Source organism: Planktophila turicensis (SeqCode) (assembly GCF_965234405.1).
In the GTDB taxonomy this organism is placed as follows: domain Bacteria; phylum Actinomycetota; class Actinomycetes; order Nanopelagicales; family Nanopelagicaceae; genus Planktophila; species Planktophila turicensis.
The window spans coordinates 752832-772554 of sequence record NZ_OZ248346.1 but is presented as its reverse complement, the minus strand read 5'-3'; the positions used below and the strand labels follow the sequence as shown (position 1 = coordinate 772554).

General features: G+C 48.5%; 21 protein-coding genes and 3 tRNA genes. 18 read left to right on the top strand and 6 right to left on the bottom strand.

Annotation, left to right across the window (positions count from 1 at the left end):
• Positions 1-27 precede the first annotated feature (27 nt).
• From AC8GFK_RS03945 to AC8GFK_RS03910, 8 genes are read left to right on the top strand one after another with little or no spacing between them, the layout of a single operon-like run.
• Complete coding sequence (locus AC8GFK_RS03945; protein ID WP_506624753.1) at positions 28-897, top strand: arginase family protein; 870 nt, start codon at positions 28-30, stop codon at positions 895-897.
• Positions 890-1789, top strand: coding sequence for an oxygenase MpaB family protein (locus tag AC8GFK_RS03940; protein WP_506624752.1), 900 nt, complete (start codon positions 890-892; stop codon positions 1787-1789). Before AC8GFK_RS03945 ends, AC8GFK_RS03940 begins: the two co-directional genes overlap by 8 nt.
• Positions 1790-1793: 4 nt before the next feature.
• Positions 1794-2198 carry an HIT family protein gene (locus AC8GFK_RS03935; protein WP_506624751.1) on the top strand — a complete coding sequence of 135 codons (405 nt, stop codon included), beginning with the start codon at positions 1794-1796 and terminating at the stop codon, positions 2196-2198.
• Positions 2199-2212: 14 nt separating this feature from the next.
• Positions 2213-3355 (top strand): NAD(P)/FAD-dependent oxidoreductase, encoded by a 1143-nt coding sequence (locus AC8GFK_RS03930; protein WP_506624750.1) that lies wholly within the window; start codon positions 2213-2215, stop codon positions 3353-3355.
• The gene (locus AC8GFK_RS03925; RefSeq protein ID WP_506624749.1) at positions 3352-3603 is read left to right on the top strand and encodes a (2Fe-2S)-binding protein; all 252 of its coding nucleotides are present in this window, start codon (positions 3352-3354) and stop codon (positions 3601-3603) included. The genes AC8GFK_RS03930 and AC8GFK_RS03925 overlap by 4 nt, the downstream gene beginning before the upstream one ends.
• Positions 3600-4937 (top strand): FAD/NAD(P)-dependent oxidoreductase, encoded by a 1338-nt coding sequence (locus tag AC8GFK_RS03920; RefSeq protein ID WP_506624748.1) that lies wholly within the window; start codon positions 3600-3602, stop codon positions 4935-4937. The genes AC8GFK_RS03925 and AC8GFK_RS03920 overlap by 4 nt, the downstream gene beginning before the upstream one ends.
• A gap of 23 nt (positions 4938-4960) precedes the next feature.
• Positions 4961-5854: a dihydrodipicolinate synthase family protein gene (locus tag AC8GFK_RS03915; protein WP_506624747.1), complete on the top strand. Its 894-nt coding sequence runs from the start codon at positions 4961-4963 to the stop codon at positions 5852-5854.
• An 8-nt stretch (positions 5855-5862) separates the two neighbouring features.
• Positions 5863-6867: a proline racemase family protein gene (locus AC8GFK_RS03910; protein ID WP_506624746.1), complete on the top strand. Its 1005-nt coding sequence runs from the start codon at positions 5863-5865 to the stop codon at positions 6865-6867.
• Here AC8GFK_RS03910 and AC8GFK_RS03905 read toward each other — a convergent pair.
• The gene (locus AC8GFK_RS03905; RefSeq protein ID WP_506624745.1) at positions 6864-8348 is read right to left on the bottom strand and encodes an aldehyde dehydrogenase (NADP(+)); all 1485 of its coding nucleotides are present in this window, start codon (positions 8346-8348) and stop codon (positions 6864-6866) included. The two genes, AC8GFK_RS03910 and AC8GFK_RS03905, sit on opposite strands and share 4 nt — an antisense overlap.
• Before the next feature lie 28 nt (positions 8349-8376).
• Here AC8GFK_RS03905 and AC8GFK_RS03900 point away from each other — a divergent pair, with 28 nt between their 5' ends.
• Entirely contained in the window at positions 8377-9249 is an 873-nt protein-coding gene (locus AC8GFK_RS03900) for a DMT family transporter (protein ID WP_506624744.1), read from the top strand.
• Here AC8GFK_RS03900 and AC8GFK_RS03895 read toward each other — a convergent pair.
• Positions 9239-9841, bottom strand: coding sequence for a LysE/ArgO family amino acid transporter (locus tag AC8GFK_RS03895; RefSeq protein ID WP_506624743.1), 603 nt, complete (start codon positions 9839-9841; stop codon positions 9239-9241). The two genes, AC8GFK_RS03900 and AC8GFK_RS03895, sit on opposite strands and share 11 nt — an antisense overlap.
• Before the next feature lie 122 nt (positions 9842-9963).
• On the opposite strand from AC8GFK_RS03895, the gene AC8GFK_RS03890 reads away from it, so the two are divergent.
• On the top strand, positions 9964-11226 hold the full coding sequence (locus tag AC8GFK_RS03890) for a uracil-xanthine permease family protein (RefSeq protein ID WP_095673603.1): 1263 nt from the start codon (positions 9964-9966) through the stop codon (positions 11224-11226).
• Between the two features lie 56 nt (positions 11227-11282).
• Here the strand turns inward: AC8GFK_RS03890 and AC8GFK_RS03885 are convergent.
• The 3 genes from AC8GFK_RS03885 to AC8GFK_RS03875 form a co-directional block, all read right to left on the bottom strand.
• Positions 11283-11354, bottom strand: a tRNA-Val gene (locus AC8GFK_RS03885).
• A gap of 70 nt (positions 11355-11424) precedes the next feature.
• A tRNA-Cys gene (locus AC8GFK_RS03880) sits at positions 11425-11498 on the bottom strand.
• A 48-nt stretch (positions 11499-11546) separates the two neighbouring features.
• Positions 11547-11619, bottom strand: a tRNA-Gly gene (locus AC8GFK_RS03875).
• A 98-nt stretch (positions 11620-11717) separates the two neighbouring features.
• On the opposite strand from AC8GFK_RS03875, the gene AC8GFK_RS03870 reads away from it, so the two are divergent.
• From AC8GFK_RS03870 to AC8GFK_RS03855, 4 genes are read left to right on the top strand one after another with little or no spacing between them, the layout of a single operon-like run.
• The gene (locus tag AC8GFK_RS03870; protein ID WP_506624742.1) at positions 11718-12704 is read left to right on the top strand and encodes a chorismate-binding protein; all 987 of its coding nucleotides are present in this window, start codon (positions 11718-11720) and stop codon (positions 12702-12704) included.
• Entirely contained in the window at positions 12701-13426 is a 726-nt protein-coding gene (locus AC8GFK_RS03865; protein ID WP_506624741.1) for an aminotransferase class IV, read from the top strand. Before AC8GFK_RS03870 ends, AC8GFK_RS03865 begins: the two co-directional genes overlap by 4 nt.
• A gap of 4 nt (positions 13427-13430) precedes the next feature.
• Positions 13431-15419, top strand: a complete 1989-nt coding sequence (gene thrS / locus AC8GFK_RS03860; RefSeq protein ID WP_506624740.1) for a threonine--tRNA ligase — start codon at positions 13431-13433, stop codon at positions 15417-15419.
• Between the two features lie 2 nt (positions 15420-15421).
• On the top strand, positions 15422-15946 hold the full coding sequence (locus AC8GFK_RS03855) for an HIT family protein (RefSeq protein WP_506624739.1): 525 nt from the start codon (positions 15422-15424) through the stop codon (positions 15944-15946).
• Here the strand turns inward: AC8GFK_RS03855 and AC8GFK_RS03850 are convergent.
• Entirely contained in the window at positions 15929-16525 is a 597-nt protein-coding gene (locus AC8GFK_RS03850) for a hypothetical protein (protein ID WP_506624738.1), read from the bottom strand. The two genes, AC8GFK_RS03855 and AC8GFK_RS03850, sit on opposite strands and share 18 nt — an antisense overlap.
• Before the next feature lie 24 nt (positions 16526-16549).
• On the opposite strand from AC8GFK_RS03850, the gene pgsA reads away from it, so the two are divergent.
• Genes pgsA through AC8GFK_RS03830 form a run of 4 tightly spaced genes read left to right on the top strand, consistent with a single transcriptional unit; the run spans position 16550 to position 19717 of the window.
• Complete coding sequence (gene pgsA / locus AC8GFK_RS03845) at positions 16550-17152, top strand: phosphatidylinositol phosphate synthase (RefSeq protein ID WP_506624737.1); 603 nt, start codon at positions 16550-16552, stop codon at positions 17150-17152.
• Positions 17149-18042, top strand: coding sequence for a phosphatidylinositol mannoside acyltransferase (locus AC8GFK_RS03840; RefSeq protein ID WP_506624736.1), 894 nt, complete (start codon positions 17149-17151; stop codon positions 18040-18042). The genes pgsA and AC8GFK_RS03840 overlap by 4 nt, the downstream gene beginning before the upstream one ends.
• On the top strand, positions 18042-19211 hold the full coding sequence (locus AC8GFK_RS03835) for a glycosyltransferase family 4 protein (protein WP_506624735.1): 1170 nt from the start codon (positions 18042-18044) through the stop codon (positions 19209-19211). The genes AC8GFK_RS03840 and AC8GFK_RS03835 overlap by 1 nt, the downstream gene beginning before the upstream one ends.
• A 2-nt stretch (positions 19212-19213) precedes the next feature.
• Positions 19214-19717: a LemA family protein gene (locus AC8GFK_RS03830; RefSeq protein WP_506624734.1), complete on the top strand. Its 504-nt coding sequence runs from the start codon at positions 19214-19216 to the stop codon at positions 19715-19717.
• Positions 19718-19723 lie beyond the last annotated feature (6 nt).

Sequence of the window (19723 nt, the reverse complement as noted above, 5' to 3'; positions counted from 1 at the left end):
CAATGTACTTACCACTACCCTTGAGCCATGAAATTGCCTCACGACCCTCTCTGGCCAAGAGCGCAATCACTTTTTACTGCTGAAGTCCGCGGTCATTCGGATGTCACGCTAGTTGGAATTCCAGCGTCGCAAACAAGTTTGAGTCCTTCGTCAGCTCATGAAACACCTGCTGCAATTCGAAGCGCGCTATTGCGATATTCGACTGCGCATTCAGATACACGTGTTTCACTTGAAAGATTAAGTCTGCGCGATGCGGGCAACGTTTCTTCACCTGATAGCAACGAGCAAATTGCCATTGAGCAATTGACGAAGTTGAAAGCGGAGACAGAACTTCTCATTGCTTTAGGCGGGGACAATTCTGTTTCCTATGCAGCATTTAAAGCCACGGGTGCAACTGGCCTGATCACCTTAGATGCCCATTACGATCTACGCGATGGCATCAGCAATGGTTCACCTGTTCGTCGACTCATCGACGCTGGATTAGATGGAAAGAGAGTTGTACAAATCGGTATTGCTGATTTCTCTAATTCTGTTGAATATTCCAAGAGAGCGAAGGAATATGGAATCACGGTAATCCCACGTTCCTCCCTTCGTTCACGGACGATAAGTGATGTATGGGCTGAAGCTATATCAATTGCCGGAAGTAAGGTCTTTGTAGATTTCGATATGGATGTCTGCGATCGTTCCGTCGTGCCCGCTTGTCCTGCGGCAGCTCCTGGCGGAATAAGTGCTGATGAAATCCGACAATTCGCATTTCTGGCAGGAAGCACAAAGGCGGTCGTCGGCGCCGATATTACAGAGATTGATTCAACGAGGGATTCGAGCGATGAAAGAACTGTTCGACTTGCAGCTCTTGTCGTTCTAGAAATGATTGCGGGTTTATCGACGCGTGAATAGATTATTGGGCGCTCTTGGCGGAAATAGAGCAGCCGATGCTTTTCGTAAGACAGTTTCAGGAGATCCCAGTGGTGCACCTGATTGGTCAAAGCAGATGGCGATCGGTAGCGATGAAGGGTTATTCGGTCCTCGCAGCGCGGTCTGGGAAGTGCATGGTTGCATTGCAACCCTTGTTGGTGGGATTCGCGCTCTTCTCATGCAGGCAGCGCACCCGGCAGCGCTTACAGGGGTTGCTGAACATTCAGCCTATGACACAGACCCATTGGGTCGATTAGAGCGAACAACTCGTTGGTTAACGATTACTTCCTTTGGTTCAACCGAAGCGATTGAGATTGAAGCGCGACGAGTTCGCGAAATGCACAAGCGAGTCACCGGAACATTTGAAGAGAAGTCAGGTTCTCGATCTCCATATAGCGCTTCAGATCCGCGGTACTTGCTCTGGGTTCATTGTGCTTTTACAGATTCTTTTCTCCGTGCGCATGAAGAACTTGGTTACGACCTGCCTCAGGGAGCAGACCAATATGTTCGCGAATGGTCTAAGAGCGCAGAACCTCTCGGACTTACTTCAGCACCTCTTTCTAAGAAGGAACTCGCGGATGTCATGGCTAGCTTTGCTCAGAATGAAGTGACTTCTATTGCAATGACTCCGCCAATTGTTGGCTTCATTCTCAAGCCCCCTTTCAGTAAGGGCGGTCTATTCTTCTATCGAATTCTGGCGAACGCAGCCATAGCCACAATCGATGAACCCTTTCTCTCTGTCCTTGGATTAAAGCCACGATCCAAGAAATGGTTGCGAGTTAGCAAGGTACTTCTGGATTTCCTTTCTTACATGCTGGGCCACGAATCTCCGAGCCAGAAGATTGCGCGCGAAAGAATCAACGCTCTACAGTGACGCCATGTCAGATTGCATCTTCTGCAAGATAGTTGAAGGCTCCATTCCTTCCTACAAGGTCTATGAAGATGAGCACTGCTTCGCATTCCTCGACATCTTTCCCGCCAATCGTGGCCACACTCTGGTTATTCCAAAGAACCACGTCAAAGATATTCATGAGGCAGATGCGCAAACTTATGGTCACGTTGCAAGCACAGCGAAAGTTGTGGCTGATCTCCTTCAGGAGCAACTTGGATCGGAAGGCACATCTGTATTTCAGATGAACCGAGATGCTGGGTGGCAGACCGTTTTTCACTTGCATATGCACGTGATTCCTCGCTGGGAAAATGATGGTCTACATAAGCCTTGGGATATCGCACCAGCGGCAGAGTCTGATCTTCTCGAAGTTCTGCAACAGATTACAAAGTAGAGCAGACTTCTCCCATGCAAAATCCTGACGCAATTGTTATTGGCGCGGGGATAGTGGGCGCTTCGGTTGCACTTTCGCTTACTAATGCTGGATTTAAAGTTCTGGTTATTGATCGCGGAGCAGTGTCGAGCGGAACAACTGGCGCAGGCGAAGGCAACATTCTTGTCTCAGATAAAGATCCTGGTCCAGAACTAATACTGGCACTTCGCTCTCGTGATTTATGGTTTGAAATGCAAGATGACGTTGGCGATACCTTTGAGCTTGAAGCCAAGGGCGGAGTAGTTGTTGCTCGCAACGATGATGGCCCGTTGATGAAATTAGCGTCTGAGCAGAGTCAGCATGGTGTGGCGATTCAGAAGTTAGACCACACATCTCTCCATGAATTGGAACCCTACCTAGACCAGAGATACCAGTCTGGAGTTTTCTATCCACAAGATTCTCAATGCCAACCAATGTTGGCTGCAGCTCATGTGATTCGTACGGTCGTAAAACGCGGTGGAGCATTTATCTCTCAAGCAAAAGTCACCAGAATTCTTGTTAACCAAGGTGCAGTAACTGGTATCGAGACAACGCAAGGTAATTTCTCAGCACCGATTATCGTCAATGCAACAGGAACATGGGCGGGGGAGTTGGCTCAGATGGCTGGATCTCATCTGCCTATCGCTCCACGTAAGGGTTTTATTCTTGTCACCGAGCCAACCAAGAAATATGTCTTCCATAAGGTCTATGACTCTGACTACGTCGCAAATGTTGCTAGTAGTGATGCCGATTTACAGACCAGTACAGTCGTTGAAGGAACGCGCGCCGGAACAATCTTGATCGGTGCCAGCCGCGAACGAGTTGGATTTGATGGTTCTATGAATTACGAAATCCTGCGTCGTCTTGCAGCGCAAGCAACATCTCTCTTTCCGATACTGCGCGATGTTCAATTGTTGCGCGCGTATCGTGGATTTCGCCCTTATGCACCAGATCACCTCCCGGTAATCGGTGAAGATGCGACAGTTAAAGGCCTATGGCATTCCGCAGGCCATGAAGGTGCCGGAATCGGATTGGCGCCGGGGTCTGCAGCGCTCATTACAGATGCAATTCTTGGGCGTGAATCGTTCATGGATGGTTCCGCGTTTTCGCCCGCAAGGTTTGAGAAGGTTTCGCTATGACGAAAAAGATCTCATTTACTTTCAATGGAAAAGAATTCAGCTGCCAGCAAGGACAAAGTATCGCTGCAGCGCTCATTGCGTCCGATACCCGAGAACTTCGCACTACGCGATTTGGCAATGAAGCCCGTTCAATCTTCTGTGGCATTGGTATCTGTTATGACTGTGTTGTTGTTGTTGACGGTGTCGCAAACCAACGCTCATGCCTTATTGAGGCAAAGCAAGGAATGAAAGTGGAGAGCACGCCATGATCATCGTCGTTGGTGGCGGTCCTGCTGGACTTGCTGCGGCTGAAGCTGCTTCACGCAATGGAACAGATGTTGCACTCATCGACTCTGCGCCTCGAAAAGGTGGTCAGTACTGGCGCCACCAGACTGCGGTGAAAGGTTATAGAAGCAATCGCGCCGACAATCTATTTGCAAAGATTGAGACCGCGTCTTCGATAACCCAAATTTCAGAGGCAACTGTCTGGAGTATTGAAAAGGATGGCAATCTTTTTCGAGTGAACTATCTGCAAGGTGGGCAAGAGAGTTCGTTAACAGCAGAGAAACTCATCCTTGCAACAGGTGCATACGATCGTTCACTTCCCTTTCCTGGTTGGGATAAGCCGGGATCAATGACTCCAGGTGCAGCACAATCCTTACTTAAAGGTCATGGAGTATTGGCAGGAAAGAAAGTGGTAGTTGCTGGAACTGGACCTTTCTTATTGCCTGTTGCGACCGGCTTAGCTGAATCAGGTGCGGAAATCGTTGGTCTCTACGATGCAAATACTCCGTTGCGCTGGGCACTGTCACCGCACGCTTTATTGCTCAACCCATCCAAATTCCTTGAACTTATTTACTACGCAAAACTTCTGAAGAGATTCAGCGTGAAACCGCAATTCAAGCGATCCATCTCTTCATTCTCTGAGGGTTTAACGACCGTTTCTCGAGTTAACTCAAAGTTCAAGATCGTGGCCAAGCGAAAGAAGTCGCACCTCGCAGATGTTGTTGCAGTCGGATGGGGATTTATGCCCGATCTCTCACTTGGGGGAATTGTTGGATGCGCACAACGAGTTGATGTTGATGGAACCACCATCTTTTCGGTCGATGATGCGCAGCGAAGTTCGGTAGAAAATGTATGGATCGCAGGGGAAGCAACGGGAATCGGGGGAGCTGACCTTTCTCTTATTGAAGGAGAGATTGCCGGATTATCCGCATCCGGACAAGGTGTTCGCTCATTACTTAAGTTCAATCGAATGCGGAAGCAGATATTTGCAAATGCCCTGAAGCGTTCTTATCCAATTCGTGATGGTTGGCAGAGCTGGTCGGACGATACGACGACAATCTGTCGATGCGAAGAAGTGAAGATGACTGAAATACGTGAGTCAGTGACCGAACTCGGTGCCGAAGATTCTCGTACCGCAAAACTATTTACTCGCGCCGGCATGGGGCTTTGTCAGGGCAGAATCTGTTCTCGCAATGTCTCAGAAATTGTCGCAGGCCTTACTCATTGCACTGTCTCAGATAGTGAACGAATTGCTTCAAGCAACCGACCTATTGCTAGCCCTATCTCACTCGGACTTCTTGGAGATGGAAAAAAGTAGGATTACGGGATAAGTTGTGCAGCATGACTAACCCATGGAATGGCGTACTTACCGCCACAGCGACCCCGTTCAAATCTGATCTCTCTGTTGATTACGACAAGTATGCAGAGCATGTTGCATGGCTTGCAGCTAACGGAACACATGGTGTTATCCCAAACGGCTCGCTCGGCGAGTATCAAGTACTTACAGCTGAAGAGCGCGCCAAGATGGTTGAAGTTGCAGTAGCTGCAGCTCCAAAAGGTTTCAGCGTTGTTCCTGGTGTAGCCGCGTACGGCGCAGCCGAATCACGTAAGTGGGCAGAGCATGCACAGAAGGCAGGAGCAGGCGCTGTCATGTTGCTTCCACCTAACGCATATCGCGCGTCAGATGACGAAGTGATTGCACACTACAAAGAGGTAGCAAAAGTTGGCATCCCAATCATCGCCTACAACAATCCTTTTGATACAAAGGTAGATCTGACTCCAAAGTTAGTTGCCCGTATTGCTGATGAAGTTCCAAACGTGGTCGCAATCAAGGAATTCTCTGGCGATGTTCGTCGTATCTGGCAGATCAAAAAACTTGCTCCACGTATTGAGGTGATTGTGGGCGCGGATGACGTATTCCTCGAACTCTCAACAGCTGGAATTTCAGGTTGGATTGCAGGATTCCCAAATGCTCTTCCTAAGGAGTCTATGGAGCTTTATAACCTTGCAACATCAGGAAACTTCAAAGAGGCAGCTCCGATGTACGCAGCACTTCATGATGTCTTCCACTGGGATTCTAAAAAGGAATTCATTCAGGCGATTAAGTTGGGCATGGATCACGTCGGTCGATATGGCGGTCCTACACGACTTCCACGTCTACCTCTTCCAAAGCATGAGCAAGAGCAGATTCATCGTGAGATGGATGTAGCGCTGGCTTACTTTAAGAATCGCTAACCGCTCTTATGAAGAGCATCCGCACCGTCACGACTGTTGAGACGCATACCGAAGGTATGCCAACTCGTGTTGTGACGTCAGGGATTGGCGAAATCCCCGGGGCTACGATGTTCGATAAACGCCTGCATTTCATGGAGCATATGGATTATTTCCGTCACTGGTTGATGTATGAACCACGTGGACATAGCGCAATGAGCGGTGCAATCTTGCAGAAGCCAACTCGACCAGATGCTGATTGGGGAGTTGTCTATATTGAAGTTTCAGGATGTTTACCGATGTGCGGTCACGGAACTATCGGAGTAGCTACCGCTCTCGTTGAAAAGCAATTAGTGAAAGTTGTTGAACCAGTAACAACTATTCGCCTAGATACTCCAGCAGGATTAGTGGTCGTAGATGTCGCAGTAGAAAATGGCCGCGCAAAGAATGTCACCTTGACCAACGTCCCATCATTTTCCTACGCACTTGACCAAGAAGTTGATGTTCCTGGACTTGGAAAGATTACGTACGACATGGCATATGGTGGAAATTTCTACGCCATTGTTCCGGTCGATCGGGTAGGTCTTGAATTCAAGCGCGAGAATGGCCAGAAGTTCCTCGATTACGGTCTTCTCATCTCTGATGCCATCAATGAACAGAATCGTCCCGTGCATCCAGAAAATCCAGATATCGCAATCTGTCATCACATCGATTTCATTGCACCCGGAAGTGAAGGTCCACTGCATTGGCGCAATGCGATGGCAATTCACCCAGGTTGGTTCGACCGTTCTCCTTGCGGTACAGGAACAAGTGCTCGACTAGCCCAGATGGTGGCTCGCGGAGATTTCAAAGAAGGCGATGTTCTCAACAATGAATCTTGGATCGGTTCCCACTTTGAGGGACGAATCAAAGAGCGCACCAAAGTCGGTAACTTCGACGCGATTATTCCAATGATTACCGGACGCGCATGGGTGATGGGTGAAGCAACATGGATGCTCGATGAGAACGATCCATTCCCAAGCGGTTTTATCGTCTAGTTAATGTCTTGAGGAACTGCCCAAGAGTTCGCATCTTGTAGCGGTTCTGGAAGAACGTTCTGCGCAAAACCTTGATACGCAACAGGACGCATGAAGCGATAGATCGCATCTGTTCCCACTGAGGTTGTATGCGATGACGATGAAGGCCATGGACCGCCGTGATTCATTGCGGTTGTAACGGCAACCCCTGTAGGAAAACCGTTCCAGATGACTCGGCCAGCTTTCTCTTTCAGCACTGAAAGAAGCTCAGCAGGCTTATCGGCATCAGTTCCTTGAATCGTTGCGGTCAGCTGACCCTGAAGCGATGAGGCAATGTCAACGTATTGGGATTCATCACAAGTAATGACGACAGTTGTTGGACCGAAGTGCTCTTCGAGCAATTCATGGTTCGAAGAGGCTGTCGCCCAATCAGTGATGAATACGGTTGGAGTAACTCCAAAGCCTGAGCCATTGGCAATTCCCGATGCAACTTCGAGTTTGCCGGCAGCAGAAAGTTTCGCGATTGCTGCCGAGTAGCGCTCAGCGATGGACTTACTCAGAAGAGGCGCGACAGAGAGTGTTGCAAGGTGATATTTCATAGTTGAAACGAAATCTTCATCTTCAGGGATAAATACCAGCCCTGGCTTGGTACAGAACTGGCCAGAGCCCATGAGTGCAGAATCAATAATTCCTTTAGCAAGCGCTTCTGAACGATCGGCGATTGCGTTCTTTGTGACGAAGACTGGATTGAGGCTTCCCATCTCAGCAAATACTGGGATTGGTTCCTTACGAGTTGCCGCTAAGTCGACCAGGATTCTTCCGACAACTTCAGAGCCTGTGAAACCAACTGCCTTCACATCATCATGAAGCGCCAACCAATGAGTGATCTCAGGGTTAACACCTTGGACAATGGAGTAAATATCTTCGCTCAACCCACACTTCTTCAGTGCCGACTTGATTGCTAGTTCAATCGTGGCGCAGGTATTTGGATGAGAAGGATGAGCCTTCGCGATGATTGCGTTACCTGAAGCAATCGCTGAAGCAGCATCGCCTCCAGCTACAGAAAAAGCGAGAGGGAAATTACTCGCCGCAAAAATTGCAACGACCCCAAGTGGCACATTCATCTTGCGAATATCAGGACGTGGTGCAGGGGAGTAATTGGCATCAGCCTTATCGATAACGACTCCCAGATGTTTACCGGATTCAACAAGACGGGCGAAGAGCTCGAACTGAACTGTTGTGCGAGTTATTTCGCCGCCGATTCGAGCTTCAGGGAGCGCGGTCTCGGCACAGGCAGATTCGACAAGTGAAGTGCGCACGGCCTCGATCTCGGCAGCGATAGTACGAAGTAGAAGAGCTCGCTCTTTGGGTGATTGATGAGCAATCGCATGCGCCGAGGCAGCAGCGTTCTTGATTCGTGAATCAACGTCACCCTTAGTGTGCTCTGGGATCTCAACTCCGTATGGAGTTCCATCAATTGGTTTTACCGCGCGAAATGTCATGAGCGCATACTACGAGTATCCTCGTCGGATGAGTACTACCAAGAAACGTGCGGGAATCTTCGCCGTACTTGGTGCCGCTCTCTGCTTCGGAACAACTGGCACAACTCAACAACTTGGCGTTCCGGATATTTCCCCTGTCGCGGTCGCCTCAGCAAGGCTTTTATGTGGCTCCGCATTTCTCTTCGTTTTCGCATACTTCCAAAGAAAGACTCGGGGAGATGTACGAATGCCGCTCCTAGATTTGATCATCTGTGGTGTTGGAATCGGAATGTATCAACTGACTTTCTTCAGCGCCGTTCATTCAACCGGTATCGCGATAGCAACCGTTACAGCCCTCGGTTCAGCTCCAACACTTTCAGCAATAGTCGCTTACTTAATTCTCCGAGAGAAACCACAGAAGAGTTGGTACCTAGGAACTTCAGTGACAGTTTTTGGAATCATCTTGGTGGGAACTGCGAATGGCGTCGAATCTTTCGAACCCAAGGGTGTGGGTTTAGCAGTCCTTGCCGGGTTAGGTTTTGCAATCTTTAATGTGGTGTGTCGCAAATCCCTCGCAAGGGGCGCACAGGATATGTGGCTTACGGCAACAACATTCGGCGTTGCAGCGTTGGTCAGTTTCCCGTTCTTGTTTACTGAAAACCCAGAATGGATCTTTACTTCACAAGGCTTTCTCACCGTTCTATGGCTGGGGCTTGTGACAACGTCTATTGGTTACGTGCTCTTTATGTTTGGGCTCAAGAGAATCGAATCCAGTCTTGCTGCGACAGTGGTTTTAGCCGAACCCGCAACTGCAACGATCCTGGCTGCCATCGTAATTGGCGAGGCTCTTTTTCTGCAGAGTTATATAGGAATCGCGATTGTTGCCTTGGGAATCCTGCTTACCTCTCGTACTAAAAATTAAAGAAAGCGAGCGTTATTGCAATCGAGAACATGACGACTGCGATCAGTGAATCAAGGATCTTCCAAAATATTGGACGCGACATATATTTCGAGGCAGCCCTGGCGCCAAAACCGATAACGGTAAACCACAGAACACTTGCAACTGATGCGCCGATAGCGAAATACCAACGATTTGAATCGAATTGATTTGCAACACTTCCTAAAAGTATGACCGTATCCAGATAGACATGTGGATTGAGCCAGGTCAACGCTAGGGCCGTCGTTGCAACCTTGAGCGCACTGACTGTTGGACTTTCTGAAGCTTCCAACGATTGATTAGTGAACGCCGATTTAACACTCTTAATTCCGAACCACGTTAAGTAAGCGACGCCAAACCAACGAATGACTTCAAGCAATCCTTGATTACTTTGAACCAGTGCGCCCAGACCGCCTGTTCCGAGAAATATGAGAACAGCATCAGAAATGGCGCAGATAAGAACAATTAGGAGGACGTGTTGTCGCAATAGACCTTGTTTGATGACGAAGGCATTTTGAGCGCCGATGGCGATGATGAGGGATAACCCAGTCAAGAATCCTGGCAGAAGCGCAATCACCCGATGAATCTACACCAGAAGACTCGTGTCATATCGAAGTTACTCGGTAGTTCAGTTCTACCCTTTTTACATTCCCCGGCCACAGTAACTCTGTGGTTCTCAACTGAGCTGGAAGGAATGCGATGTCGCTTCTATCGTGGAATCTACATGGAAATGGTAAGTCAGTTAAAGATGGAGAAGTTGTAAAGCCAGATGAACGTCTCGCTTGGCCACTTACTATCGGAGTTGGTGTTCAACATATTGCCGCAATGTTCGGCGCAACATTCTTAGTTCCAATCATCACAGGCTTCCCGCCTAGCACCACACTTTTCTTCTCAGGTATCGGAACCTTGATCTTCCTTGCACTTACCAAGAATCAGGTACCTAGCTACCTCGGTTCATCTTTTGCATTCTTGGCTCCAATCGCGGCTGCACAAGCTAGTGGTGGGATTGCCGTAGCCCTTGGCGGCGTTGTTGCAACTGGCGTGCTTCTAGCAATCGTTGGTTTGATTGTTAACGCCGTTGGTATCGGATGGATCAACTGGCTATTGCCTCCACTTGTCACTGGTTCAATCGTCATGATTATTGGTCTCAACCTTGCGGGAGCGGCTAACAACAACTTCAAGGCAGCGCCTGTTACTGCAATCGTGACACTTGCTTCCGTTGCAATTATTGGAGCAGTATCAAAGGGCTTCCTAGGACGCATCAGCATCTTCGGTGGAATCATCATTGGGTACGCATTTGCAGCCCTTCAGGGCGATATCAACTTTGATGGCGTAAAGGCTGCAAAGTGGTTTGCACTACCGACCTTCACCTCACCATCATTTGATGTCAATGCAATCTTGCTCTTCTTGCCAGTTGTCCTCGTTCTTATCGCTGAGAACGTTGGCCACGTCAAGGCAGTTGCTGCGATGACAGGAAAAGATCTTGATGGTCAAATGGGTAACGCACTTATCGCAGACGGCGTAGCAACAACTCTTGCAGGAGCTGGTGGCGGGTCAGGAACAACTACTTACGCTGAAAACATCGGCGTTATGGCAGCAACTCGCATCTACTCAACTGCTGCTTATTGGGTAGCAGGTATCGGAGCCATCCTTCTCTCACTATCTCCTAAGTTCGGAGCTGTACTCAGTGCAACTCCAGCAGGAGTTCTTGGTGGAGTCGGAGTTGCTCTCTACGGAATGATCGGAGTTCTCGGTGCAAAGATTTGGATCGAAAATAAGGTCAACTTTGGTAACTCAACCAACCTCTTCATCGCTGCAACTACATTGATTATTGGTATCGCAGATATGACATGGAAGCGTGGGGATTACTCATTCGGTGGAATCATCAACGGAACACTCGTTGCTGTCATCGGATACCAGCTGCTTCGTGCGCTCAATAAGGCTGCAGGCAAAGCTGAATAAGTAGTAAATAAGAAAAGCCCACCGTCACTGATGTGGCGGTGGGCTTTTCTCTTAAGTGGACGATACTGGGATCGAACCAGTGACCCCCACAATGTCAATGTGGTGCTCTACCGCTGAGCCAATCGTCCTAGGTATATTGAATTGTGTGTCGTAATTGTAGTGCTCAACCAAATCTTCTCTTATTGAAAAAAGAAGAGCTGGAGGTCGGAACGGGATTTGAACCCGTGTAGAGGGATTTGCAGTCCCTTGCCTCGCCTCTCGGCCATCCGACCATAGACAAACCGCCACCTGAAAATAAATTCGAAGCGGCGGTTAATCCGAGCGGACGACGGGGTTCGAACCCGCGACCTGAACCTTGGCAAGGTTCCGCGCTACCAGCTGCGCTACGTCCGCATTTTGTGCAGGGGCAAATCTAGCGCAGTGCGGGCTGAACTGCCAAAGCGGGATTTTTGAAAGGGATTTCGAAGGCTTTATATGCGTAGCCTTGCCCCATGTCAGCCCCGATAACGCAGATGTGGATGGGTGGAATTCACGCAACCAATTGCGTCGAAATCACTGACGACGCTAGCCGTTTAGATGATGGATCGTTCTGGGCAGTCTCTATTTCTTTTGAGGGAAAAGCAAGATTCGCTCGTTTTGCAAATGTTTCGGAAGACAATTTCCTTGAGCATAAATGGGAGATTCTTACTTCACGTTGGTCGACATCACTGAGTCAGAGTGAATACATCGGTTACGTTTCGAAGATTCGTGAATCCATTGCCCGCGGTGGCGTCTACCAAGTTAACGCCTGCCGAATCTTGAGCCAACCCTTTGAAGGCGATTCTTTAGAAGGATTGTTCTCTCAATTGCTTGAACGCAATCCGGCGCAATTCGCTTTCTATCTCAATATTGACGGCCTGGAAGTCGCATCGGCATCTCCAGAGCGCTTCCTGTCTAGAAACGGTTCAAAGATCATTACCTCGCCTATCAAGGGAACAATTCGAAGTGATCAGGATGTATTTGGCGAGAAAGATAAAGCTGAGAATCTGATGATTGTTGATTTGATGCGTAACGACTTAGGTCGTATCTGTGATGCCGGATCAATCGAAGTAACTGAGCTATTTAGAAATGAGAAGCATCCTGGGATTACTCATCTAGTCTCGGATGTCGAAGGAAGATTGAAATCGGGAATCTCATGGCGTGAAATCTTGGAAGCCACGATGCCTCCTGGATCAGTAAGCGGTGCGCCAAAGAGTTCTGCACTCTCCATCATTGAAGAGAATGAGGGATTGCGTGGACCTTACTGCGGAACTCTTGGATGGATTCATGGTGACCGTGCGGAATTATCGGTAGCAATTCGCACCTTTTGGCATGAAGGAAGCACTCTTAATTTTGGTACGGGAGCGGGAATCACGTGGGGAAGTGATCCTGCTGCAGAATGGGAGGAGACGCAGCTCAAAGCGCGTCATCTCATTTCGATCGCAGGGGGAGAGCTATGACTTCGGTAGAACTAGATGGCCATGGCTTCCCTCAAGGTTCTGGAATCTTTGAAACGATTAAGACCGTTAACGGTGCACCCATTGCCCTTGGACGCCACATGCGTCGAGCCTTGGAATCAGCGCTAGAACTCGGTATTTCAATTCCGTCTGAAGACTTCATTCGAGAAGAGATGATTAGAGTTCTCGGCGAAAATCCTCATGATGTGGGACGGATGAGAATTTGCTTCGGGGAAGACGTATTCCATATCACTCATGACTCTTACGTCGAGCTAATAGATCCAGCTCGTTTGAATTTCTACACACAAACCGTCATCGGTGAAGTTCACAAGCGCTTTCCCTATGACTTCCGCTTTGGGTTAATTGATGCGGCCAATGACGAGGGTTATCACGACAGTGTGCTCTTTAATGAAAAGAACGAAATCACTGAAACTGCCGTATCGAATCTCATCTTCTTGATTGGAGGCGAGTGGGTCACGTCGCCCATTTCATCTGGAATTCTTCCGGGCGTTATCCGCGCAATCGCAGTAGAGAATTGCGGAGTGAAGGTTCGGCCAATCCACGTCTCTGAGATTCCAGAGATCGAATCTGGATTTATGGTCTCCAGTCTTCGAATTGCCCAGCCCATCTCGCATATCGGGGATATGAAATTGAAAATAGGAGATGCTTCACGCGTTCTTGAGGAGCAAATTCGCGCGAACTGTAAGCCTGTTTCGGTAGGCTAACCCCATGTCCATGATCTCTGTAACCGTCGATGGCGCTGTTCGCAGCATCGAGGCAGATCAGAAACCAACCCATATTTTTGCCGAGAATAAAGAGATTGTTGTCTGCAAAGTAAATGGCGCTCTGAAGGACCTCTGGACCGACCTTGTTGATGACGATGTCATTGAAGGCATTTCGATTTCTTCACCAGAAGGGCTATCGGTTCTTCGCCACTCAACAGCGCACGTGATGGCGCAAGCAGTGCAGCAAGTTTTTGCACAAACACGTTTAGGTATTGGACCTCCCATCACCGATGGTTTCTATTACGACTTCGATCCACAGAACCCTTTCAATCCTGATGATCTAGAAAAGATTGAAAGCGCAATGCGCAAGATCGTGAAAGAAGGACAGCGATTTAAGCGTCGAGTTACTACTGAAGCTGACGCACTGAAGGAACTGGCTCACGAGCCGTATAAGTGCGAACTCATTGGAATTAAGGGTGGTGGAACTGACGAGACCAACGTTGAAGTTGGTGGCGCAGAGTTAACGATTTATGACAATCTAGGTCGAGATGGACAACCAGTCTGGTCTGATCTCTGTCGCGGGCCGCACCTTCCGTCTACAAAACATATTCCAGCATTTAAGTTGATGCGTAGCGCCGCCGCTTATTGGCGTGGATCTGAAAAGAATCCAATGCTGCAACGTATCTACGGAACAGCGTGGCCATCACAAGATGAACTCAACGCCTACCTCGAACTTCTTGCAGAGGCTGAAAAGCGTGACCATCGTCGCCTTGGCCAGGAGCTAGACCTTTTCTCATTCCCTGAAGAGATCGGTTCTGGTCTTGCCGTGTTTCATCCAAAGGGTGGCATCGTTCGACGTGCGATGGAAGATTATTCGCGCAAGCGCCATGAAGAAGAAGAGTACGAATTTGTTTACTCACCTCACTTAACCAAGGCAGCGCTCTTCCAGAAGTCTGGCCACCTTGATTGGTATTCAGAAGGTATGTACCCACCAATGATCATGGATGAAGAGCTCCATGCCGACGGAACAATTAAGCGTGCGGGTCAGCAGTACTACATGAAGCCGATGAACTGCCCGTTCCACAATCTCATCTTCCAGTCACGTCAGCGTTCTTATCGCGAGCTACCACTTCGACTCTTCGAATTTGGAACTGTTTATCGCTATGAAAAGTCAGGCGTGTTACACGGAATTACACGCGCTCGTGGCTTTACTCAAGACGATGCTCACATCTACTGCACCAAAGAGCAGATGCCAGGTGAACTCGATTCACTTCTCACCTTCGTTCTTAACTTGCTCCGCGATTACGGTCTCGAAGATTTCTATCTCGAACTCTCAACTCGCAACCCAGAAAAATCTGTTGGAGAAGATGCGGATTGGGCAGAAGCTACTGAGGCTCTTCGTAAAGCTGCAGTTGCTCAGAATCTTGAACTAGTTCTTGATGAAGGCGGAGCTGCATTCTACGGACCAAAGATTTCTGTACAAGCTAAAGATGCAATCGGTCGCACATGGCAGATGTCCACAATCCAGGTTGACTTCCAGCTTCCACAAAGATTTGAACTTGAATTCGCCGCTGCAGATGGTTCACGTCAGCGACCAGTGATGATTCACCGTGCGCTCTTTGGTTCAATCGAGCGATTCTTCGGCGTTCTTACAGAGCATTATTCAGGCGCGTTTCCTCCATGGCTTGCACCCGTTCAGGTGATGGCAATCCCGGTTGCCGATAACTTCACTGATTATTTACATGGCGTTGTGAAGCAGATGAAATCTTCGGGTATTCGCGCTGAACTAGATTCTTCAGATGACCGTATGCAGAAGAAGGTGCGTAACGCACAGATGCAGAAGATTCCTTTCATGGTCATTGCAGGCGAAGAAGATATGAATGCCGGGGCGGTCTCCTTTAGATATCGCAATGGTGATCAGAAGAACGGTATTTCTATCGCAGATGCAATCGCGGAGATCAAAGAGATCGTCGCTAACCGTAAACAGGTTTAGTAATGTCTGAAATCAACGGTGTAGGCATGCCAGATGGTTGGCAGCGTTTATGGGCTCCCCACCGCCTTGATTACCTGCGTGGGGAAAATCGCCCACTCGATGGCAACGATGTTCAATGTCCTTTCTGTCGTATCCCATCGCTTTCAGATGAAGAAGGTTTGGTTGTTGCCCGCGGTAAGACTGCTTATGTGGTGATGAACCTCTATCCCTACAACCCAGGACATTTGCTTGTGTGCGCGTATCGACATGTTGCAGATTTAACCGATCTGACCGATGAAGAGCGTCATGAAATCACCGACTTGAGCGCCCACGCGATGAAAACCGTTCGGAAAGTCTCGAGTGCCGATGGATTCAATCTCGGAATGAATCAAGGTGCGATTTCAGGTGCAGGAGTTGCAGCACATATCCACCAACATATTGTTCCTCGCTGGTCGGGCGATGCTAACTTCATGCCAATTATTGGAAAAACGAAAGTGTTACCGCAGTTACTTACTATGACGCGAGATGAGTTAGCTGCTGCTTGGTAGTAAATCTATATAACTGTGCACGACATCTACACCGATACCTTTTATCAAGTTAATCGGAATAGCTGGAAATAAAATGCCGGCTGCAAAGGCACCTTCATCCATCTCTGATGTCAGATCGAAATATTCTTCACGAAATTCACGTACGAGTTCTTCATGCTCAGGATCACTTGCTCGAAGCTGAGGTGGATTCTTTGTGTAATCAATTATCTGCAAATCCTGCAATCTAATGAGCGCTGCTACCTCGCCGTTATCATCGTGAAGAACTAGATACGGAGTTACAAGTTGATCGAAGACACGGTTGGCAACCATGACGGCATCTTCAAAATCGAGCTCTTGTCCTTCAAGGCCATTTACTACGACCATTCGCGGGATCTGGAAATCATCTAGAGCGGCCCAGTTATCTATAGCTTGCTGATCAATTCCGGCAGAAGGGTTAATGGCAAAGATAGCTAAGTCAGATTCCCCTTCAGGGCTATCGGTGAAGCGTGCCCCGAAAGCAGTTGCCACGGTCTTAGGAGATGCGCTGGCATGACCGTATACATGGATACGTTTCACAGCGTTGGCGCTAGGTGAAGACATGCGGGTAAGCCTACGATGGTGCCGATGATTAGTAGCGCACTGAAACCAGCAGTCACTCGATTAATTGAACCTGTGGCTCGCTTTGCCCTGCGAGTTGGCCTGACTCCAAACACAATTACCTTGCTTGGTGCACTGGGCGTTCTTATCTCTGCCGGCTATTTCTATCCGCAGGAAGAGTATTTCGTTGGAACTCTCTTCATTTCTTTCTTTGCTCTTAGCGATCTCTTCGATGGCACCATGGCTCGAATATCTCACAGTGGTGCAAGTAAGTGGGGAGGATTTCTTGATTCAACTATCGACAGAATCACTGACTCCGCAATCATCATTGCAATCCTTATTCCGCTCATTGAAGCCGATGACAAGCTTTCGTATCTTGGACTGATCACTCTTGTCACAGGACTTTTGATCCCATACATCCGCGCTAAAGCCGAAAGTTATTCAATTAATTGTTCTGTTGGTATCGCAGAACGAACTGAGCGCCTCGTCATCATTCTCACCGCTGTCGGATTCGAGGGCCTGAATGTGCCATACGCACTAGCCACCGGACTATGGCTGCTTGCAATTCTTGGTGTAGTCACAGTTATCCAACGAATCAAAGTAGTTCGCGATGGACTCCTGACTCAATGAAAGATCGCATTACGCTCATCGCTTATCTTCTCGGGTGGTGGATTGTTCGAACGCTGCCAGAGAAGACGGCTTATTCACTCTTCTATTCGATAGGCGAAATCACTCATCGTCGAAATGGAAAGAGCATCCAAAGGCTTCGCTCCAATCTCCATCAAGTAAAACCACAACTCAATGAGATTGAACTTGAGACGCTGGTCGCTCAATCAATGTCCTCTTATATGCGTTACTGGTGTGACACCTTCCGTATTCAAAATTGGAGTACGGAGCGAATTCGCAAAACTGTCACTACGACCAATGAGAACCTCTTGCTCGATCCTATGAAAGATGGTCGGGGAGTAGTGGTCGCACTGCCCCATTCTGGAAACTGGGACCACGCTGGTGCCTACTTCTGTTCACTTGGTATTCCTCTAGTGACAGTTGCCGAGCGATTAAAGCCGGAAGCACTTTTTCAGAAATTCCTGCGCCACAGAGAATCTATGGGTTTTGAAGTACTTTCTCTCGATAGCAGGTCTTTCATCACTCTCGTGAAGCGGGCCAAAGAGAAGCGCTTGATTGCACTTGTCGCCGACAGAGATCTATCCCATTCAGGAATCGATGTTAATTTCTTCGGTAGCAATGCGCGCATGCCTGCTGGTCCGGCTTTATTGGCAGTCAAAACAGGAATCCCACTTATCGTTGCCCACGTCTCTTATACGCAAACCGGAATTCACATTGATTTCCATGAAGTACAGGTGCCGAGCCATGGGAGTGAAACTGAGCGCATTGAAGAGACAGTGCAGATGACCGCGGAACTTTTCTCCGTTGGCATTGCACAGCATCCAGAAGATTGGCATATGCTGCAAAGAATCTGGGTCGATGCACGTGATGAAAGTTCTGAAGGGAGCAACTGATGCCGTTATCTAAGAAGCGAATTGGAATTGTCTGCCCTTATGGATGGGATACACCGGGCGGAGTACAAAGCCACGTCGGAGATCTTGCGGAGTATTTAATCCGCCAAGGACATTACGTTTCGGTGCTTGCTCCAGCAATCGATGAAGAGAATCTTCCTGATTATGTAACCAGCGCTGGTCGGCCAATTTCAATTCCATACAACGGGGCCGTCGCACGCGTTCTCTTTGGACCGATTGCCTTTGCTCGAGTTCGACAGTGGATTAACAATGGAAGCTTCGACGTGTTACATCTTCACGAGCCCGCGATTCCTTCAATCTCTCTACTGACATGTTGGGCAGCCGAGGGACCAATGGTCGGAACCTTTCATGCTGCAGCAAAACGCCAAAAAGTTACTTTTGCTGTTGCTCCGATTCTTGAACCCGTGATTGAAAAACTTACAGCACGAATCGCAGTCAGCGAGGCAGCACGCGAAACGCTAACTGAGCATCTTGAAACTGATGCGATTGTTGTTCCTAATGGAATTTACGCAGACCGTTACAGAGACGGTTCGATTGATCAGCGATGGACAGGCAACACAATTGGTTTTATTGGTCGTTTCGAAGAGAAGCGAAAAGGGTTAGACATTCTGGCTGCCGCTCTTCCCGCAATAATTTCTCGATATCCAGATGTAAAGGTTTTCATAGCCGGTCCTGGCGATAGTGAAGCTGCACTGAAGGAGATCGATCCTTCTTTACATTCACGATTCACTTTCCTGGGACGAATTAGTGAAGAAGAGAAGGCGAACTTCCTCGCATCTGTTGCTCTCTACATCGCGCCCAATACAGGTGGAGAATCCTTCGGAATCATTCTTGCCGAAGCGCTGGCGGGCGGGGCAAGCGTTGTCGCTAGTGATATTCCTGCCTTTGATTCACTCCTTGGACACGGTCAATATGGAACGCTCTTTGAATCAGAAAACTCAGCCGATTTATCAGCAAAGATTATTGATCTGCTGGGTGATGAGGGCAAGCGCCGAGCAATTGCACAGCGCGGGAAGCTTTACGCCCAAGAGTTCGATTGGGATGTGGTTGCTGAGAAGATTTATGATGTCTATGAAATGGCGATGGTTGGTGGATCAACTGTTTCACTTTCGTCTGAAAACCGTGCATGGAATAAGTTCTTGGGGAGATAGCGATGAGCAAATACATCCTTGGGGCCCTGTTCCTCACATTCATCGCTTGGTATCTCTCTTATTCGGCGACTCGGCTCGATCGTTTGCACAATCGTGTTGAAACAAGTTGGGCCAACTTAGATGGTCTATTGCAACGTCGTGCAGCAATTGCTATTGAAATAGCGAGATCTGAAATTTCTGACCCAGCTTCATCTCTTCTTCTGACCTTTGCGGCACACCAGGCTCGCGAAGCAAGTGTTCGTGATAGATCTCAAGCCGAAACTGGTTTAACGGGAGCGCTGGGAATTCTGCTTGAGACATCGACAGATATATCAGGAGCGAATGAACAAGACCTCATTCGTGAGCTCAAAGACCTCACTGAGAAAATCAAGATGGCTGTTGCAATGCACGTTGATGCCGTAAACCGAACCCAGATGGTTCGAAAGAAGTGGTTTATTAGATTCTTCAGACTTGCCGGACATGCACCAGAACCTGTCACCTATGAATTCGAAGGCGATGTTCTTTAAGAGGAC

Bases quoted from the DNA above. Each gene is read 5' to 3' on its own strand.
- AC8GFK_RS03945 (WP_506624753.1), top strand. From the start codon at position 28: ATGAAATTGCCTCACGACCCTCTCTGGCCAAGAGCGCAATCACTTTTT.
- AC8GFK_RS03935 (WP_506624751.1), top strand. From the start codon at position 1,794: ATGTCAGATTGCATCTTCTGCAAGATAGTTGAAGGCTCCATTCCTTCC.
- AC8GFK_RS03930 (WP_506624750.1), top strand. From the start codon at position 2,213: ATGCAAAATCCTGACGCAATTGTTATTGGCGCGGGGATAGTGGGCGCT.
- AC8GFK_RS03925 (WP_506624749.1), top strand. From the start codon at position 3,352: ATGACGAAAAAGATCTCATTTACTTTCAATGGAAAAGAATTCAGCTGC.
- AC8GFK_RS03920 (WP_506624748.1), top strand. From the start codon at position 3,600: ATGATCATCGTCGTTGGTGGCGGTCCTGCTGGACTTGCTGCGGCTGAA.
- AC8GFK_RS03915 (WP_506624747.1), top strand. From the start codon at position 4,961: ATGACTAACCCATGGAATGGCGTACTTACCGCCACAGCGACCCCGTTC.
- AC8GFK_RS03910 (WP_506624746.1), top strand. From the start codon at position 5,863: ATGAAGAGCATCCGCACCGTCACGACTGTTGAGACGCATACCGAAGGT.
- AC8GFK_RS03905 (WP_506624745.1), bottom strand. From the start codon at position 8,348: ATGACATTTCGCGCGGTAAAACCAATTGATGGAACTCCATACGGAGTT.
- AC8GFK_RS03900 (WP_506624744.1), top strand. From the start codon at position 8,377: ATGAGTACTACCAAGAAACGTGCGGGAATCTTCGCCGTACTTGGTGCC.
- AC8GFK_RS03890 (WP_095673603.1), top strand. From the start codon at position 9,964: ATGTCGCTTCTATCGTGGAATCTACATGGAAATGGTAAGTCAGTTAAA.
- AC8GFK_RS03870 (WP_506624742.1), top strand. From the start codon at position 11,718: ATGTCAGCCCCGATAACGCAGATGTGGATGGGTGGAATTCACGCAACC.
- AC8GFK_RS03865 (WP_506624741.1), top strand. From the start codon at position 12,701: ATGACTTCGGTAGAACTAGATGGCCATGGCTTCCCTCAAGGTTCTGGA.
- thrS (WP_506624740.1), top strand. From the start codon at position 13,431: ATGTCCATGATCTCTGTAACCGTCGATGGCGCTGTTCGCAGCATCGAG.
- AC8GFK_RS03855 (WP_506624739.1), top strand. From the start codon at position 15,422: ATGTCTGAAATCAACGGTGTAGGCATGCCAGATGGTTGGCAGCGTTTA.
- AC8GFK_RS03850 (WP_506624738.1), bottom strand. From the start codon at position 16,525: ATGTCTTCACCTAGCGCCAACGCTGTGAAACGTATCCATGTATACGGT.
- pgsA (WP_506624737.1), top strand. From the start codon at position 16,550: ATGATTAGTAGCGCACTGAAACCAGCAGTCACTCGATTAATTGAACCT.
- AC8GFK_RS03840 (WP_506624736.1), top strand. From the start codon at position 17,149: ATGAAAGATCGCATTACGCTCATCGCTTATCTTCTCGGGTGGTGGATT.
- AC8GFK_RS03835 (WP_506624735.1), top strand. From the start codon at position 18,042: ATGCCGTTATCTAAGAAGCGAATTGGAATTGTCTGCCCTTATGGATGG.
- AC8GFK_RS03830 (WP_506624734.1), top strand. From the start codon at position 19,214: ATGAGCAAATACATCCTTGGGGCCCTGTTCCTCACATTCATCGCTTGG.